Source organism: Pseudomonas sp. KK18 (assembly GCF_037094675.1).
In the GTDB taxonomy this organism is placed as follows: domain Bacteria; phylum Pseudomonadota; class Gammaproteobacteria; order Pseudomonadales; family Pseudomonadaceae; genus Aquipseudomonas.
Genome location: NZ_CP146605.1, coordinates 567,807 through 585,145, shown reverse-complemented (window position 1 = coordinate 585,145; position 17,339 = coordinate 567,807). Strand labels below are relative to the sequence as shown.

Below are 17,339 nucleotides of genomic sequence, written 5' to 3'. Positions count from 1 at the left end.
GCGCTGCAAGCCTGCCTTCAATAAGGTCTCAATCCTGCTTCAACACCCAGAGCAACTCATGACGGCGCACCGCCTTGCGGAAGAACTCATTCTCTCCGTAAGGCGATGGACTACGGCCCGCCAATAATTGCTGCAACCACCTGCGCACGCGGCGCTTGAACGGCGCCCGCGGCTGCAAGTCGTGCATCATGCCCAGGGCCATGGCCTTGTCCTGCTGCTGGCTGAGCGTCAGCGGCAAACTGCAAGGCACAAGTTCACGGGAGGCATCAAAACGCGGCGGCAAGGCCACGCCAGCGCCCGAATCACCCATGGGCCAACGATCGTTATCATGCAGGTGGTTGGCGTAGCCGAGCAACGTGCCCGGTTGCCACTCCAGGCCTTGCAAGGCTTCGAGAATCGCGGCGTGGGCGCAGATGTGATCCGGGTGCGGATCCAGCAACGGCGTTGGCAACACGATCACCTGCGGGCGCGCCTTGAGCAGCAATGCCCGCAGGTCGGCAATCAGGTTATTCCAGGTCGGGGCGCCGTCCACATCCCCGGGCAAGGCCAGGGCATTGAACTGGCGAAACAGCCGCGTATCGTCCAACTGAGCTTCCCGGGAAGCCTGGGGCTGATCCGGTGCGGCCTGCATCGCTGCAAGCTGCATGCAGAAGTACCCCAACTGCACGCACTGCGCTTCGGGAACGCCCGCCCAACGCGGCACGGTGACGCTGTCCCAGGCACGCAGGCGGCCTTTGAGTCGTGCGGCATCGGCCTTGGGCATGCCCATCTGCTGATAGTGATCGGCTTCGATTTCGCCCGCCGTCAGGGTGACGATCCAGCTCTCGTCGGCTTGGCTGTACAGGCTGAAAGCGGCCAATTCGGCATCGTCGGCATGGGGCGCGATGACCATCACCCGTTGGCGACGGTAGTCCGGCTGGCGGAACAACCAGAGCGTCGGCTGCCCCTTGATCCGGCAGAAGCGCCCGCGCAAGCGCAGCTTACCGCCGGCGAGTGCTTCGCCCATGCCCGTCAGGTTGAGGTAACGCCGGCCTGAAAGACCACGCTCGAAGACTTGCCGGTCGGGTGCATCCAGGCCCGACACGTCCACCGCCGGGTCGAGAAAACGCCCGAGCCAAGAGCTTTTGAGTTCAATCCCGACGATCAGGGTTTCATCGCCCACCAGAGGCGTGTCCAACAGCAGGCGCCCGGCTTCAAGACGCAGGCCCGTGCACTCGCTCCCTTCAGGAAACGCGTACTCATAGTCGTCTTTAGGCGAGTAGAACAGATGATCGGCAAACCAGGCCTCATGCGCGGCCCACAGCACCACGGCCAGCACCAGCGGCAACCACCAGGCCACCAGCACACCGACAGCCACCAATAGCAACAGGCCCACCAACAGCGCAATACGCTTGTTGCGCCGGTGCTGCTTGAGCAATTGCTGTTTGCGACTCATACGCTGAACACCGGCACCGGGTTGCACCAGCGCTCCTTGTATTCACGGTCGGAACGCCCGAAGGAGAAACGCAGCGGCTTGTCGCTCGCCCGCGCTTGCTCCCAGGCACTTTGGGTATTGAGGAAGCTCAGCACGCTGCCGGGGCTGAACGCCTTGGTTTCAGGGTCGACACCGCCGTTGACGTATTCGGCGCTGACCCACTGCGGCGCCTGCACCTGATACACCAGTTGCACGGCAATCGCAGCATCATTGAGAAACAGCACCGAGCCGAACAGGAATTCCTTGAGCAACTCCAGCACCTCGGCCAAACGCTCGGCCCCCGCCGCAGGGAAACCCCAACGCCGCTGGAACAGGTCGCAGTAAATCGCCGCCAGTTCGCTGCTGGAAAACTCGCCGACCGCCCTTACCACGCCGCCCGCCTCTTCCAGCAAACGCAGTTCGCGGCGCTGGTTGTAGCGAAACTTCTTCGACAACTCTTCCGGTGTGCGCGCCATGGCCAACTGCTCGGCCTGGGGCTTGAGGGTGCTTACGCGCCCCTCATTCAGTGCAGAGAGATAACGCGCGCGATGGCGCAATGGCACCTGCGCATCGGCGGCAATCGGCAGGATGATCTCGGCATTACCCAGATCAAACAGGCCTTTTTTGCCTTTGCGCTTGAGCACGTCCTTGGACAGGGCCAGGTCGCGCCCCCAGGTAGCAATTGCGCCCTTCAGCTCACCGTCCTGCTCCCAGCCCAGGTAGCGCACCGGAATCTGCGCCAGGTGCGCCAGCCGCTCGACGATCTGCGGATGAGTCGCCACGCTGCCGCCAAAACGCTGCCAGGCCTGGGCGTAAACCTCGGCCTCGACAGGCGTCCAGCCACGTTCACGCCAGCCCTGGAAGCGGTTCAGCATTTAGACCACGGCGTCATAAGGGTCCACGCCGTCCTTGACCACGAGGATGTCTTCCATGATCAGGTACTGCAGGTCGGAACCGAAGAACATATTCAGCGCGTCGGTCGGCGAGCAGATCATCGCTTCGCCACGACGGTTGAGCGAGGTGTTCAGCGACACACCATTGCCGGTCAGTACTTCCAGTTCTTTCATCATGTCGTAGTAGCGCGGGTTGTATTCGCGCTTGAGCACCTGGGCACGGGAGGTACCATCTTCATGGACCACTTCCGGCACGCGGGTTTTCCACTCTTCCGACACTTCAAAAGTGAAGGTCATGAACGGCGCCGGGTGATCGACCTTGATCATCTGTGGCGCAACGGTGTCGAGCATCGACGGGCAGAAAGGCCTCCAGCGCTCGCGGAACTTGATCTGGTGGTTGATCCGGTCAGCCACGCCGGTGGCGCTTGGGCAACCGATGATCGAACGACCGCCCAGGGCACGCGGGCCAAACTCCATGCGGCCCTGGAACCAGGCCACCGGGTTGCCGTCGACCATGATCCTGGCGATGCGCTTGGGCATGTTTTCAATCTTGCGCCAAACCGGCTTGCTCTCGTGCTTGGCGCACGCTGCGATCACGTCTTCGTTGCTGTAGGACGGGCCGAGATAGACGTGTTCCATCTTCTCAACCGGTACGCCACGGGCGTGAGACACGTAGGCGGCTGCACCCACCGCAGTACCGGCATCGCCGGACGCCGGCTGCACGAACAGCTCCTTGACGTCGTCGCGGGCAATGATCTTCTGGTTCAGCTTGACGTTCAGCGCACAGCCGCCGGCAAACGCCAGCTTGCCGGTGTCTTTGAGGATGTCGCCCAGGTAATGGTCGATCATCTGCAACGCCAGCTTCTCGAACAGCGCCTGCATGCTGGCCGCGTAGTGGATGTATGGCTCGTCGGCGATATCGCCTTCGCGCTTCGGACCCAGCCACTCGATCAGTTTTGGCGAGAAGTAGAAACCCTTGCCCTTCTCTTTGTAGCGGCGCAGGCCGATGACGTTGGCGTAGTCGGTGTTGATCACCAGCTCGCCGTTTTCAAAGGAGGCCAGGCGCGAGAAATCGTACTTGCTGGCATCGCCATACGGCGCCATGCCCATGACCTTGAACTCACCGTCGAGCATCTCGAAACCGAGGAACTCGGTGATCGCGCCATACAGGCCGCCGAGGGAGTCCGGATCGTAGAATTCCTTGATCTTGTGGATCTTGCCGTTTTCGCCGTAGCCGAAGAAGGTGGTGGCGTACTCGCCCTTGCCGTCGATCCCGAGGATCGCGGTCTTCTCCTGGAAGCCCGAGCAGTGGTAGGCACTGGAGGCGTGAGCCAGATGGTGTTCAACCGGTTCGATCTTGATTTTCTTCGGATCGAAGCCCAGTTGCTCCAGGCACCAGACGATCTTGTTGCGATAGCGCTTGTAGCGACGGTTGCCCATCAGGATCGCGTCGAGGGCGCGGTCCGGGGCGTACCAGTAACGCTTGGCGTAGTGCCAGCGGGCCTCGCCGAACAGGCTGATGGGGGCGAACGGAATCGCCACCACATCAACGTCGGAAGGCTTGATACCGGCTTGTTCCAGGCAGAACTTCGCCGACTCGTAGGGCATGCGGTTCTTTGCATGTTTGTCGCGCACGAAGCGCTCTTCTTCGGCGGCCGCGATCAGCTTGCCGTCGATGTACAAGGCTGCGGAAGGATCATGGCTAAGGGCGCCGGACAGGCCAAGAATCGTCAATGCCACAGGGGTCTAGCCTCTTTTAGTCTGCATGCAGGCGCGTCACGCCTGAAAAAAGTGTGCTCCCCGCCTGGGCGAGAAACAGCTAAAGGGCGGGATTATAGCGTAAACACGGCGCGGGATGATCTAGGGATTGTGGCGACCGGTTGTCACTGCAGGCCTAGCGGAAAATCTCGATGCTGCCGTCCCTGTTCTGGCGGTAGACCGTGTAGGGCAGCACAAGGGTGTCGAGCAAGCCGGAGGCCACGAGCTCGGCGGCGAAGATCGGCAGGGAGCCGGAGGCATCGCGCGTGTGCTCTTTGGTGGTGTCGGGCGCGCCGTTCAAGGTGCAGAAACCATAGATCACCCCACTGTAGATACGCGGCACGTTTTCACAATAACTGCGCGATTCCTTGAGGTTCTGGCTGGCAACGGCGTCCGGGCGAAACACCGTGTTGATGGTGCCGCAACCGGTGGTGGATACCAGTACAGCGGCGAGAAGGACTCTGGTTGCAAGACTCACGGACAACTCCATTTGGCATAAGTGTGGGCATTCATCCCTGCCCCATACAACCTTGCCGGATCCGTTTATGAACCCGGGCGCCAATAGATACTGATGTTGCCATCGGTACCTTGCTTGTAGACCGTATAGGGCAGGACCACTGTATCAACAATGCCCGAGACCGTTATATCCAATAGAACGAATGGCATCAGCACGCCAGTGAGGTCCGGCGCGGCGTGCAGCAGGCAGAAATCAAAGGCAACCCCGCTGTAGACACGGGGAATCGACTGGCAGTAGGTTTTTTGCTTCCTGAGTTCACGTGCCGCCGCCGCGTCTTCGCGCAACAGCGTATTGGCCGTTCCGCAGCCGCTCAACACAAGGATTCCAATGCTTAGCGCAGCAGTCATTTTTAGCGTCATGGCAAGCCCTCTGAATGGCCAGCAACGCTAACATCGGCCCTGTTGGTGACCCAGACCCCACGCACCGCCGCGCCATGTAAGAAGATTCCGAAATGGCAAAAGCTGGCTGAATCGTTAAACTCGCGCACTTTTGTGCGCCATGGATGCTGGTTTACTCATGAAAGTTGTTGTACCCACTCGATTTGCGATGCTGCTTCCCGGACTGCTTGGCCTGTACAGCAGCGCCCAGGCCGATGAAGCGCCACTGGTCCTGGACCCCAGCGTGGTCACCGGTTCGCGCAGTGCCAGCCCATCGTTTGACCTGCCGTATTCGGTGGACAGCATCAGCCGCGAGCAAATCAGCGATGGCCAACTGGGCATCAATGCTTCAGAGGCACTGTCCCGCGTGCCCGGCCTGGTGGTTCAAAATCGCCAGAACTACGCCCAGGACTTGCAGATTTCCTCCCGTGGCTTCGGTGCTCGCTCGGCATTTGGTGTGCGCGGTATCAAGCTGATCGCCGACGGCATACCCGCCAGCACCCCGGACGGTCAGGGCCAGGCGGCGACGTTCAACCTCGACACCGCCGAGCGCATCGAAGTCCTGCGCGGCCCGGCCGCCACGCTGTATGGCAGCAATGCCGGCGGCGTGATCCAGATGTTCTCCCGCAACGGCGAAGGCCCGCCGCGCATCGGTGCCGAGACGCTGGTGGGCAGTGACGGCCTGAGCAAGAACCACCTCACCGCCGAAGGCGCGGCAGACGGCGCAGGCTTCGTGCTGGACGCCTCGCGCATGGACACCGACGGTTATCGCGACCACAGCAGCGCCCGCCGCGACCAGACCTTTGCCAAGCTCAATTTCGAGCCCGATGAAGACAGCGAACTGGCGCTGATCTACAGCAGCCTGGAACAGAACGGCACGCAGGATCCGCTGGGGCAGGCGTGGGATGCGTACAAGGCCGACCCGCGCTCAGTCAGCAGCGCTGCCGAGCTGTACAACACCCGCAAAAGCATCGACCACCAGCAACTGGGGATGAATTACGAGCGGTATTTCGGTGACGCCACACTGCAGGTGAATGCCTATACCGGGCGACGGAGCGTGATTCAGTACCTGTCGATTCCCAAGGGAACGCCCGCCAACGAACGCGGCGGCGGCGTGGTGCAGTTCGACCGCAAGTTCTACGGCGGCTCCGTGCGCTGGATGCAACCGGTCGACAGCGTACCGGGCGAGCTGATGATCATCACCGGCCTGGATTTCGACCAGAGCGAAGACAGCCGCCACGGCTACCAGAACTACAGCGGCAGCACCCTTGGCGTAAAAGGCCAGTTGCGCCGGGATGAAATCGACACCGCCCGCAGCCTCGACCCCTACATCCAGGCCAACTGGGCCATCAATCGCTGGACCCTGCAAGCCGGGGTACGCCACAGCACCATGGAACTGGATGTCGACGACCAGTTCCTGAGCAACGGCGACTCCAGCGGCAACAAGACCTATCAGAAGAACACACCGTCCGTGAGCGTGATGTATGCCTTCACGCCCGACCTGCACGGCTACGTCAGTGCCGGCAAGGGGTTCGAGACGCCAACCCAGGCGGAACTGGCGTACGCGCCGGGCAACATCGAAGGGTTCAACTTCGGCCTGAAGCCGTCGGAAAGCACGCAGTATGAAGTGGGCTTGAAGGCACAGTTGAACGACACCCGGGTCAACGCCGCTGTTTTCCAGATCACCACCGAGGACGAGCTGGTGGTGGACCAATCGATCGGTGGCCGCACCAGCTACCAGAACGCCGGCCGCACCCTGCGCCGCGGCTTCGAGCTGGGCATCGAAAGCCAGCTCAGCGAGCAGTGGAGTACCAACATCGCCTACACCCGCCTGCAAGCCACCTACGACAGCGACTTCATTGGCGGCGGCAAACCGGTGGACAAAGGCAACTACCTCCCCGGTGTGCCACAAACCACACTGTTCGCAGAGCTCAACTGGAAACCCCGGGACTGGGTCAGCACCGCCGTGGAAGGCATGTACCGCAGCAAGGTCTACGTCGAAGATACCAACCAGCAACACGCGGCACCGGGCTACAGCGTGTTCAACTGGCGTGCACGCTTTGAGCAGAAGGTGGAGCACTGGACGTTCCACCAGACCCTGCGCCTGGATAACTTGCTGGATCGCCAGTACGTAGGGTCGGTCATCGTCGGAGACGGCAACGGCCGCTATTACGAAGCAGCGCCGGGACGCTCGTGGTATGCAGGCGCCGGCGCCGAGTACACATTTTAGAAACTGACCATCGAACTTGTGGCGAGGGAGCTTGCTCCCGTTGGGCCGCGCAGCGGCCCTAAACCCCTAGCCCACTGCCTTTGGCAACCGCTGATCAATCACCCGATACAACGCACTGCTCTCAGGCCAGTTACGCATAAACCTTGCCCGATCCCTGGCATATGCCGGAGCGAAGCTGCTCAAGGACGTGTGCTGACACATCGAATCCAGGTCGATCAGCGCCCAGCGATCCGTGTGCCAGAACAGGTTATGCCCCTTGAAATCCCCATGGCTGATGCGCTCGCGGATCAACTCTGCGAACAAATAATCCAGGGCCTGCAATTCGGCCTCGGGTGCCTCGCCACTCTCAACATACGGCGCGAACCGCTCGATGATGTCCGGCCCCGGCAGGTACTCGGTCACCAGATACGCGCGGCTGCGCAGCCACAGGAAGCGCTTTTCCAGCAACGCCAGCGGCTTGGGCGTGGCGATGCCGAGGAACGCCAGGCGATTGCCTTCGCGCCACGAATGCCAGGCCCGGCTCGGGCGCCAGAAGCGCTTGAGCCAATGGGCAAAACCCTTGATGTTGTAGCGCTTGATCACGAGTGGTCGACCGGCCACCTCGACCTTGGCGACACTGGCCGCCCCACCGGTTTTATACAGGTGGCCCTGATCCAGCAGCGCGTCAGCCTGCGCCAGCACCGGCAGCATCGCCGCTTCTTCCTCACGACGAGTCGCGCGCAGGGCGAACGGCCCGCGCACGACGCTGAACAGCGTGCACTCCCGGCCAACCTTGCTCAGGAAGTCCTTCAAGCGCCAGACGCTGACCTTGCGTACCTGCTTCTGCAACGCTTCGAGCGGCAACGCGTGTTCGCCATTGCTCAGCAGGTAATACACCAGCAACTCTTCGGTAAACGGCTCGAGGTTTTTCGGCAACTGCGCGAAAAACACCCCAAGGTTTTCCAGCACCCGGTTACGCGACAGCGGTTTGCCCGCCTCTTCGACACAGATCCCGGCGCCGTCGATCAAATACAGTTTGCCGTCCTGACGCAGCAGGTTGTCGAGGTGCAGGTCTTCCTGCCACAGGCCCTTGGCGTGCATCTGCGCAATCGCACCCAGCGCTTCGGCGAGCACCGCTTGCTGCTGGTCAGCCAGCGGCGGCAGGTGTTCAACAGCCTGCCAAGCATCAGCCAGGCTGTCGGCGCCTTCAAGAAACTCGAACAGCAGCCAACCGCCCTCACCCTCTTGCAGACCATCGGCCAGCAACAGCGGCGTGGTCAGGCCTTGCTCGGCCAACAGCCGCACGCCCTTGAGTTCACGCTGAAAATGCCGCGCCGCCTTGCTGCCCACCAACAATTTGGCCAGCACCGGGCGCCCGCGCCACACAGCTGCGCCGACATAACGCTGGCCCGGCAATACCCGCAGCAGGCTCAGCAGTTGCAACTGCCCAGGCCCGGCAGCGTCTGCCAGTTCGATGCTCAGGGGCAGGCTTGGCGTGCGGCCGGCATTTTTCAGTTCGGACAAACGCATCAGCGGTTCTCCTTATGACTGCGCCGGGCCGCCAGGCGCTGGTGCCAGGTGGCAACCAATGCGCTGTCCTGCGGCTGGTCCAGGTAGGCCGCCAACAGCTGGCGAACCTGATCGTCCGACCATTGCGGCGCACGGCGCAGCAGCGGTTCCAGGTCCTTGACCCGGTCCCGCCAGCCGAACAGCAGCGGGCGGGTTTTCTCCAGGTCGATCAACTGTGCCGCATACCCGTCGCCGGTGGCTTGCAGGAAAATATGCTTGGGATAAAAACAGCCATGCACCTGGCTCACGCTGTGCAACTGACGAGCAAGCTGACCGCAGGCCAGCAGGATTGCCCGCTGCTGCACGTCGCTCAACTCAGACCATTGCTCCAGCAATGAATCCAGGTCATTCCAACCATCCAGCGCCCGGGTCAGCAACATCGCCCGATGCTCTCCGGCCACTTTGCGCTCACCGAAAAACGCCGCCTGCAATGCCGGAATACCCAATTGCCGATAGCGGCTGATATTACGAAATTCGCGGGCAAAACTCGGCTCGCCAAACGGGCGGTGCAAGGTGCGCGTCAGGTAGTTGCTCTGGCGCTTGAGGTAGTAGCCCTGGCCTTCGAGTTCGAGGCGAAACACGCTGCTCCAGCCGCCGCGGCTGGTATTGGGCTCGTCCACCGCATCCAGTTGCTTGGCCCACAGCGCGTCGAAAGTGCCGAGGCCGTTGCGCTCAAGCAATGCTCGATCTTCGGCCGCCAGGAAATCACTCATTCTCGCCCCTCGAAAAACTTCACCACGTGGCGAATTCGCTGTTTGTCCGCCGCGCTCAAGTGTTTGCGCTGACGGTATTGCATGTAGAAGCGCAGGCGCTGGGTGGCCGACAAGTGATACTTGGCGACCTTGTCCAGGCAGGCCAGGTCCTTGGTGATGCGGTATTTGAGCCAGAACCCGCGCCAGAAATCGCCGTTGGGGCAATCAATCAGGTACAGGGTTTGCTGGTCGTCCACCAACAAGTTGCGCCACTTCAAATCGTTGTGGGTAAACCGGTGGTCGTGCATGGTCCGCGTGTATTCAGCGAGCTGGCGACTGATCTTGTTGACCCACACCGGGTCTGACAGTTGCGGGTCATTGCGCTCGGCCAATGCCGACAAGTCTTCAGTCTTCGGCAGCTCGCGCGTGATCATCGCCCCGCGGTGATACGCCAGGCCTTTACGCTCCAGGCCCCAGGCGATCACATCGGCGGTGGGTATGCCCCACTTGGCGAAGCGCTTGAGGTTCTGCCATTCGGACTTGACTCGTGGCTTGCCCAGATAGCGGCGCAACCCCTTGCCTGCACCGACGTAGCGCTTGACGTAATAGTTGACCCCGCCGCGCTCCACGCGAATCACTTCGGACAACGGATCGCGGGTCAGCCGCTCGCCTTGCAGGGCGAACACGGCTTCCAGGCTACCAAAGTCATCCGCCAGGGCGGCGTAAGCGGGTTCCAGGTTCCAACCCGCCATCAGAGCGCATCCCCGTATCGTTGCTTGCGTGCGTAAAGCTTGGCGGCCATGCGTTCCAACGCCGACAGCAGCGCGCTTTGCTCGCCCAGGATCTGGCGCAAAGGTTGCTGGAAGTACGCCTTGAGAAACCGCAGTTTGTCGCGCCGGGTCAAACCGATCTCCAGGGCGGAGTAGTAAAGCCCCGCCAGGTCCTTGTCACGCCAGCGCCGGGGAATCTTCGAACGCACCTGGGCACGGTGCAGGTCGATCACCGAGAGCTTGATGTTGTGCACGGTAACCGGTTGGTCGGTGTGCAACAGGAAGTGGCACAGGTAGCAATCACGATGGTTCACGCCCCCCCGGTGCATCGTGCCCAGGGTGCGCGCAAGCTCAACGGTCAAGGCATGCCGAATCGCCGGCACGGGCGGCTGTTTGACCCAGTCCATAGTCAGGTCTTCAAGGCTGACGATAGGCGCCAGCTCTTCAGTGACGATGAACGAGTGCTGGTCGGCCGGGTTGCTGCCCTTTTCACCAAAGGCCACGCCGGTCATGGTGGGCACGCCGAGTTCCTGCAGACGCTGGATCGCGTCCCACTCCTGGCCCGCGCCCAAGACAGGCAACTTGGCCGTGATCAGGTTCTTGAGGATTTCACCCCAGCCAATTCCCCGGTGGATCTTTACAAAATAATGGCGGCCTTCCACTTCCGTACGCAGGGTACGGCGCGCGGCCAGCTCACGAAACACCTGGCCGTCCAGCTTCTCGACTTCGGCGAACGCATCGCGTCCGGCCCACAGGGTCTTGAACGGTTCGGCAAGAATCAACTTCATCGGTTTGGCTCCGCCAGAATCAGGTCCGCAGCGTACTGCGGCATGCTATAGAGGTCGGCCGTCTCTGCGAAGGCCAGACCATTGCGGCTCCAGGCCGCGCGCGCTTGTGGATCGTCGAGCATATCCACCAGGTACTGGTTGAGCTGGGCCTGCTCGAACGGTTCGTCCAACACCCGCCCACTCTGGGCCTTGTCGATGTAAAACGCGTAGCCGCAGACCTTGCTCACCAGCACCGGGAGGCCGGCGACCACCGCTTCGATCAGCACCATGCCGGCCGCCTCGTTGTACGCGGGGTGGATCAACAGGTCAGCGCCCAGCAGAAAGCGCGGGATATCGCTGCGGCCCTTGAAGAACTGCACCTGGTCGCCCAGGCCCAGCGCAGCACTCTGCAATTGGAATACTTTGGGGTCGTCCTGGCCGATTACAAATAGCCGGGTGCGTTTCTTCAGGCTCGACGGCAGCGCGGCCACGGCCTTGAGGCTGCGATCGACGCCCTTGGTCTTGAAGCCCGAGCCAATCTGCACCAGCAGCAAATCATCGTCGGCCAGGCCGAATTCGCGACGAAACTCGGCGCGGATCTCGGCAGCATTGGGCGGCGCGCGGCGGTCGCGGGCGATGCCCGGCGGCAACAAATGAAAACGCTCGGCCTGGGTCCCGTAATACTGGGTGAACAGCTGCTGCTGGTGTTCGGACAGCACCATGATCTGCGTCTTGGCGTCTTTGTCGAACACTGCACGCTCGTATTCGGCAAAGTGCTTGTACCGGCCGAACCAGCGATACATCGGGTTGCGCAGGTTCTGCGCCTTGTCTTCGAACACGCCGTCGGCGGCGAAGTACAGGTCCAGCCCCGGCATCTTGTTGAAGCCCACCACGCGGTCGACCGGGCGCTTGGCCAGGTCGGCCTGGATCCAGGCGTAGAGCTTTTCATTGCGCCGATGGTTGACCAGCGCCTTGACCGGCGCCACCAGTACTTCAAAGCCCGGCGGCACGTCACCCTCCCAGATCAGCGTATAGACGCGAATCTGATGCCCGCGCTGCTGGCACTCCAGGGCAATACGCATGAAGTCGCGCTGCAGGCCACCAAAGGGGAAGTATTTGTAGAGGACAAAAGCCAGTTGCATCAGTGTTCCTCAGCCAGTAACAACGTGCTTAAACGAGTTGCGACACGCTCAGGGTTCAGGCGAGTGAAGCACAGGGGCCACTCGCGCTTGAGATCGAACCGACGCTGGTCTTCGGCAGTCGGTTGATAAGTGCATTTCTTTTGCAGGCAAGGCGCACACGGGAAGTCGCTGGCCAGGTGAATCTGCGCCTTGCCATAAGCCCCGGTCAGGCCAGGATTGGTAGGGCCGAACAGGGAAATCGTTGGCACATCCAGCGCTGCGGCCAAGTGGCCAAGGCCGGTGTCGACCGCGACACACGCCTTCGCACCCGCCAGCACCCGGGCCACGCCCGCGAGGTTCAGCCTGGGCAGCACTTCGGCGTTTTTCAGGCCCTGGGCCAGGCGTTCAGCCCGGGCTTTTTCGGCGGCATTGCCCCACGGCAGCTTCACGTCCACGCCAAAGCGGTCCATGCGTTCGGCCAGGTCGCGCCAGTAGGCTTCCGGCCAGTGCTTGGTGTCCCAGGTGGTGCCGTGCAGCAGCAGTACAAACGGTTTTTTCGGTGGCAGGCCCAGCAGCTTGTCGACACTGAGGCCGTAGTCGCCCAGGCCTTTTGGCAGGTCATAACCGAGGGCGACGGCAAACAGCTGGCGCAAGCGCTCCACCGCGTGCTGCCCACGGGCCACGGCCAGGCGTCGGGAATAGAAGTGCGCCGCCAATGGCTCGCGAGCCGACTGTTTGTCGAAACCGACCACCGGGGCACGTACGTAGCGGGTCAGCCAGGCACTTTTCAGCAGGCCCTGGGCGTCGATCACCAGGTCGTATTTGGTCGACTGCACGCTCTTCTTGAAGCGCCGCCATTCGCCACTCTTGAAGGTCTGCCAGAGGTTCTTGCGCCAGCGGCGGATCGCCACCGGGATCACCTTGTCCACCGCCGGGTGCCAGGTGGGAATCTCGGCGAAGCCTTCTTCCACCACCCAGTCAAACCGGATGCCCGGGATCGCCCGCGCCGCGTCGGTCAACGCCGGCAAGGCATGAATCACATCGCCCAGGGATGAGGTCTTGATTACCAGAACCCGCAACTTAACGAACCTCGACCACAGTGCCCTGCAACCGCTGCAACGCGTCGCTGACAAGTTGCGGCAGCAACTGGCGCAGGCAGTTGTAGTGGCCGAAGCGGCAGGTGCGATCAAAACACGGGCTGCAATCCAGGCCCAGGCGCACCACTTCGACCTTGTCGGCCAGCGGTGGGGTAAAGCCGGGAGACGTCGAGCCATACACTGCCACCAGCGGGCGGTTCAGCGCCGCGGCCACGTGCATCAGGCCGGAGTCGTTGGACACCACCGAGTCGGCACAGGACAGCAGGTCGATGGCCTCGGCCAGGGACGTGTCGCCGCTCAAGTTGACCGCCTCTTCGCGCAGCCCCGGGATCAAGCGCTGGCGAATATCCTCGCCCACCGAATGATCGTTTTTCGAGCCGAACAACCAGACCTGCCAGCCCTCGCGAATCTTCATCTCCGCAACCTTGGCGTAATGCTCCGAAGGCCAGCGCTTGGACTCGCCAAACTCGGCGCCAGGGCACAGCGCCAGCACCGGACGGTCCAGCTCCAGGCCGAACTTGGCCAGGGCGGCGTCTCGGGTGACCGGGTCGATTTGCAGGCTCGGGCGCGGATAAGGCGTCGGCAACTCGGCTCCCGACGCGTAGGCCAGGGCCATGAAGCGCTCGATCATCAGCGGGTAACGGGCCTTGTCGAGCTTGCGCACATCGTTGAGCAGGCCATAGCGAAACTCGCCACGCCAGCCGGTGCGTTTGGCAATACCGGCGAAGAACGGCACCAGTGCCGACTTCATCGAGTTGGGCAACAGGATCGCCTGATCGTACTGGCCGGCCAGGGACTTGCCGATGCGTCGACGGGTCGCCAGCTCCAGCGCGCCGTGGCCGAGCGGGAAGCTCAAGGCCTGACGCACCTCGGGCATGCGCTCAAGGATCGGCCGGCTCCACTCGGGGGCGAGCACGTCGATTTGGCAGTCGGGATGACGTTGCTTGAGGCACTGGAACAGTGTCTGCGCCATCACCATGTCACCGACCCAACTGGGCCCAACGATCAGAATATTCATGTAGTTTCCACAAACGATACGGGGAGGCTCATGCCTCCCCGCCTTATATAGTGTTTCAGCTTAACCCCAGTTCATGCCAGATTCGCTGCACCTGGCGCCGTTCGTCAGCGAACTGGTCCCCGGCCACCGTACCGGCCTCGTTCTGCAGGGCCTGGCGGTGAGCGGCGGAACGGTAGGCTTTATACACCTCGCGCAGCAAATGGGCATCGGCGGCGGGCATCAGCCCGACCTGCTCCAGGCCTTCCAGAATGCGGATATTGTCGGTGTAGCGCAGCAACGATGGATGTTGCGCAGACCACGCCAGAGCCGCGTATTGCACCATAAATTCAATATCGACGATACCTCCGGCGTCCTGCTTGAGGTCGAACGACGCCGTGGGTTCGAAGGCATTCGCCGCCGTTCCCGCCGCCGTGGACTTGGTGCCGAGGTTGTCGCGCATCTTGGCGCGCATCTCGCTGACCTCCTGGCGCAGCTTGTCCAGGTCCTGCGCGCGGCCCAGCACTTGCGCCCGTACCTGCTCGAAAGCACGGCCCACATCCTGACTGCCTACCAGCACTCGCGCACGCACCAGCGCCTGGTGCTCCCAGGTCCAGGCTTCGTTTTCCTGATAACGCGCAAATGCGCCCAGGGAACTCACCAGCAAACCGGATGCGCCCGAAGGCCGCAGGCGCATGTCCACCTCATACAACTGCCCGGAGTTGGTCTGGGTGGTCAGCAGGTGAATGATCCGCTGGCCCAGCCGGGTAAAGAACTGCGCGCCGTCAATCGGCTTGGCGCCGTCGGTTTCGGCTTGGGGATCACCGTCATGGATAAACACCAGGTCCAGGTCCGAACCATGCCCCAATTCAATGCCGCCGACTTTCCCATAACCGACAATGATGAAGCCAGGATCGCACAAGGTGCCGTCCACCCGTTGCGGCGAACCGTGACGGGCGACGGTCTGGCGCCAGGCCAGGGCCAGCACTTGTTCAAGGATGGCTTCGGCGAGCCAGGTCAGGTAGTCGCTGACTTTCATCAGTGGCAGGCTGCCGGCGATTTCCGAGGCGGCGACCCGCAGGCGGTGGGCCAGCTTGAAGTGCCGTAGGGCCTCCATCTGCTGCTCAAGGTCATCTTCGGGGATGCGCGTCAGGCGCTCGCGCAATTCGGCGGCCAGTTCCGGCGCCAGCGGCGGCTTGAACAGGCGGCCTTCGTTGAGCAGTTCGTCCAGCAGCAGTGGGAAGCGGGTGATCTGCTCGGCAATCCAAGGGCTGGCGGCGCACAGGGTCAGAAGGCGACGCAGGGCGTCGGGGTTTTCCGTCAGCAACACCAGATAAGCGGAACGTCGGGCGACGGCTTCGACCAAGGGCAGGACGCGCTCCAGTACCAGGTCCGGGTTGGCATGTTCGACGGCCTGGGCCAGCAAGCGCGGGATAAATGCATCCAGACGCTCGCGACCCAGGCGCTGCATGGCACGCAATTGCGGACTGCTGCGCAGGCCGGCCAGGGTTTTCAAGGCTTTGGGCGCGTCGGTAAAACCGCCTTCCTGCAACTGACGGCAGGCGGCTTCCTCGTCCTGGGACTCTTCCCACAACGGCAACCACTCACCGCCCACCATCAACTCGCTCTCTTCGCCCTCTTCTTCATCCGGATCGGCAATCACCTGGCGGAAATGCCAGTCCACCCGGCCACGCCAGTACATCAGGCGCTCATGAAACGCGGTCCAGTCCGGAAAGCCCAGCATGAAGGCAATCCGCGCCTGGTCTTCGGTGCCATCCGGGAGCATCTGCGTCTGGCGATCGGCGATCGCCTGGATCGCGTGCTCGGTGTAGCGCAGGAATTCATAGCCATCGCGCAGCTCGGCGACCACCGCCGGCGGCAGGTAACCCTGGCCTTCCAGGGTACCCAGCACTTTTAACAGTGGGCGCTGCTGCAGGCTCAGGTCACGGCCACCGTGGATCAGCTGGAACGCCTGGGCGATAAATTCGACTTCACGGATGCCGCCCGAGCCCAGCTTGATGTTCTCGGCCATGCCCTTGCGCCGCACTTCCTGCTGGATCAGCTGCTTCATGGTGCGCAGCGCTTCGATGGCGGAAAAGTCCAGGTAACGCCGGTAGACAAACGGTCGCAGCATGTCGAGCAGTTGCGCACCGGCCACCTGGTCACCGGCCACCACCCGCGCCTTGATCATGGCGTAGCGTTCCCAGTCGCGGCCCTGGTCCTGGTAGTACTGCTCCAGCGCGTTGAAACTGAGCACCAGCGCCCCGGCCGAGCCGTAAGGTCGCAGGCGCATGTCGACCCGGAACACAAAGCCGTCGACGGTCATCGGGTCCAGGGCCTTGATCAGTTTTTGACCAAGGCGGATGAAGAACTCCTGGTTGTCCAGCGAGCGCTTCACGCCAACCGTGTCGCCGCCTTCGGGGTAGGCGAAGATCAGGTCGATGTCGGACGACAGGTTCAGCTCCACTGCGCCGAGCTTGCCCATGCCGAGGATGACCATGTGCTGCGGTTCGCCGCTGCGACGGCCCGTGGGTGTGCCGAACAACACGCAGTGGCGCTGGTACAACCACTGATAGGCCTGGTCGATGCTGGCGTCGGCCATGTCCGATAGATCACGGCAGGTTTGCACCAGGTCCGCCTGTCGGGTCAGGTCGCGCCAGATGATCCGCACCTGCTGGCGGGTGCGCTGGCGGCGCAGAACCCGGCCCAGTTCGTCTTCTGTCTCGGCTTGTTGCACGGCCGTCGCAATCTGTCCGCACAGCTCGCCGGGGGCAAAGCTGCGGTCCAGTTCGCCCCAGGCCACCAGCTCGAGCAACATCAAAGGGTCACGAACACTCTGTTCAATGACGAAATCACTGGCGGCGCACACACGGGCGAAGTCAGCCCAACGTTGCGGCGTCCACTCAGAAAGGCCATTATCGCCGTCCAATCCGGCCACGGCGTCACGAAATGACTGCTCGGCCCGCTTGGCAAATGGAAGCAGGATGGCCGGGAGTTCGGCCTGCATTGGAAGGCTCATGGTCTATCCTTGATCGGCGCGTAAAGGGCTTGTAGCTGTGAACGCAAGAACCACGCTCGGTGAAGGACTGTCGAACAAAGGTTAGAAATAGCTGAAAATTTTT

The 17,339-nt window shown here is 62.2% G+C and carries 14 protein-coding genes; 1 reads left to right on the top strand and 13 read right to left on the bottom strand.

The genetic code is table 11. The features are described from left to right. Nucleotides 1–28: 28 nt before the first annotated feature. The 5 genes from V6607_RS02565 to V6607_RS02545 all read right to left on the bottom strand — a co-directional run bounded on the left by V6607_RS02565 (nucleotide 29) and on the right by V6607_RS02545 (nucleotide 4,980). Nucleotides 29–1,435 carry a PIG-L family deacetylase gene (locus tag V6607_RS02565; protein WP_008439139.1) on the bottom strand — a complete coding sequence of 469 codons (1,407 nt, stop codon included), beginning with the start codon at nucleotides 1,433–1,435 and terminating at the stop codon, nucleotides 29–31. Further along, nucleotides 1,432–2,328, bottom strand: a complete 897-nt coding sequence (locus tag V6607_RS02560) for a GNAT family N-acetyltransferase (RefSeq protein ID WP_008439141.1) — start codon at nucleotides 2,326–2,328, stop codon at nucleotides 1,432–1,434. The genes V6607_RS02565 and V6607_RS02560 overlap by 4 nt, the downstream gene beginning before the upstream one ends. Then, nucleotides 2,329–4,086, bottom strand: coding sequence for a carbamoyltransferase (locus V6607_RS02555; RefSeq protein WP_008439143.1), 1,758 nt, complete (start codon nucleotides 4,084–4,086; stop codon nucleotides 2,329–2,331). It abuts the gene before it with no gap. Between the two features lie 154 nt (nucleotides 4,087–4,240). Further along, the gene (locus V6607_RS02550; protein ID WP_008439144.1) at nucleotides 4,241–4,594 is read right to left on the bottom strand and encodes a YceK/YidQ family lipoprotein; all 354 of its coding nucleotides are present in this window, start codon (nucleotides 4,592–4,594) and stop codon (nucleotides 4,241–4,243) included. A 53-nt stretch (nucleotides 4,595–4,647) separates the two neighbouring features. After that, nucleotides 4,648–4,980: a YceK/YidQ family lipoprotein gene (locus tag V6607_RS02545; protein ID WP_010169294.1), complete on the bottom strand. Its 333-nt coding sequence runs from the start codon at nucleotides 4,978–4,980 to the stop codon at nucleotides 4,648–4,650. Between the two features lie 187 nt (nucleotides 4,981–5,167). Between V6607_RS02545 and V6607_RS02540 the strand changes: the two genes are divergently transcribed. After that, the gene (locus V6607_RS02540; protein WP_338743077.1) at nucleotides 5,168–7,228 is read left to right on the top strand and encodes a TonB-dependent receptor; all 2,061 of its coding nucleotides are present in this window, start codon (nucleotides 5,168–5,170) and stop codon (nucleotides 7,226–7,228) included. Nucleotides 7,229–7,294: 66 nt separating this feature from the next. Here the strand turns inward: V6607_RS02540 and V6607_RS02535 are convergent, their stop codons facing one another. The 8 genes from V6607_RS02535 to glnE are packed head-to-tail and all read right to left on the bottom strand — an operon-like array spanning nucleotide 7,295 to nucleotide 17,236. After that, nucleotides 7,295–8,737 carry a lipopolysaccharide kinase InaA family protein gene (locus V6607_RS02535; protein WP_008439147.1) on the bottom strand — a complete coding sequence of 481 codons (1,443 nt, stop codon included), beginning with the start codon at nucleotides 8,735–8,737 and terminating at the stop codon, nucleotides 7,295–7,297. After that, a complete protein-coding gene (locus V6607_RS02530; protein WP_134325630.1) occupies nucleotides 8,737–9,489 on the bottom strand; it encodes a lipopolysaccharide kinase InaA family protein in 753 nt (250 codons plus the stop codon). Before V6607_RS02530 ends, V6607_RS02535 begins: the two co-directional genes overlap by 1 nt. Then, nucleotides 9,486–10,220, bottom strand: coding sequence for a lipopolysaccharide kinase InaA family protein (locus tag V6607_RS02525; RefSeq protein ID WP_003209451.1), 735 nt, complete (start codon nucleotides 10,218–10,220; stop codon nucleotides 9,486–9,488). Before V6607_RS02525 ends, V6607_RS02530 begins: the two co-directional genes overlap by 4 nt. After that, nucleotides 10,220–11,026 (bottom strand): lipopolysaccharide core heptose(I) kinase RfaP, encoded by an 807-nt coding sequence (rfaP, locus tag V6607_RS02520; RefSeq protein ID WP_134325629.1) that lies wholly within the window; start codon nucleotides 11,024–11,026, stop codon nucleotides 10,220–10,222. Before rfaP ends, V6607_RS02525 begins: the two co-directional genes overlap by 1 nt. Continuing rightward, nucleotides 11,023–12,147, bottom strand: a complete 1,125-nt coding sequence (locus V6607_RS02515) for a glycosyltransferase family 4 protein (RefSeq protein WP_003209448.1) — start codon at nucleotides 12,145–12,147, stop codon at nucleotides 11,023–11,025. Before V6607_RS02515 ends, rfaP begins: the two co-directional genes overlap by 4 nt. Further along, the gene (gene waaC / locus V6607_RS02510) at nucleotides 12,147–13,205 is read right to left on the bottom strand and encodes a lipopolysaccharide heptosyltransferase I (protein WP_008439160.1); all 1,059 of its coding nucleotides are present in this window, start codon (nucleotides 13,203–13,205) and stop codon (nucleotides 12,147–12,149) included. Before waaC ends, V6607_RS02515 begins: the two co-directional genes overlap by 1 nt. A gap of 1 nt (nucleotide 13,206) precedes the next feature. After that, nucleotides 13,207–14,241, bottom strand: coding sequence for a lipopolysaccharide heptosyltransferase II (waaF, locus tag V6607_RS02505; protein WP_008439161.1), 1,035 nt, complete (start codon nucleotides 14,239–14,241; stop codon nucleotides 13,207–13,209). A gap of 55 nt (nucleotides 14,242–14,296) precedes the next feature. Next, nucleotides 14,297–17,236 (bottom strand): bifunctional [glutamate--ammonia ligase]-adenylyl-L-tyrosine phosphorylase/[glutamate--ammonia-ligase] adenylyltransferase, encoded by a 2,940-nt coding sequence (glnE, locus tag V6607_RS02500; protein WP_134325628.1) that lies wholly within the window; start codon nucleotides 17,234–17,236, stop codon nucleotides 14,297–14,299. Between the last annotated feature and the right edge of the window lie 103 nt (nucleotides 17,237–17,339).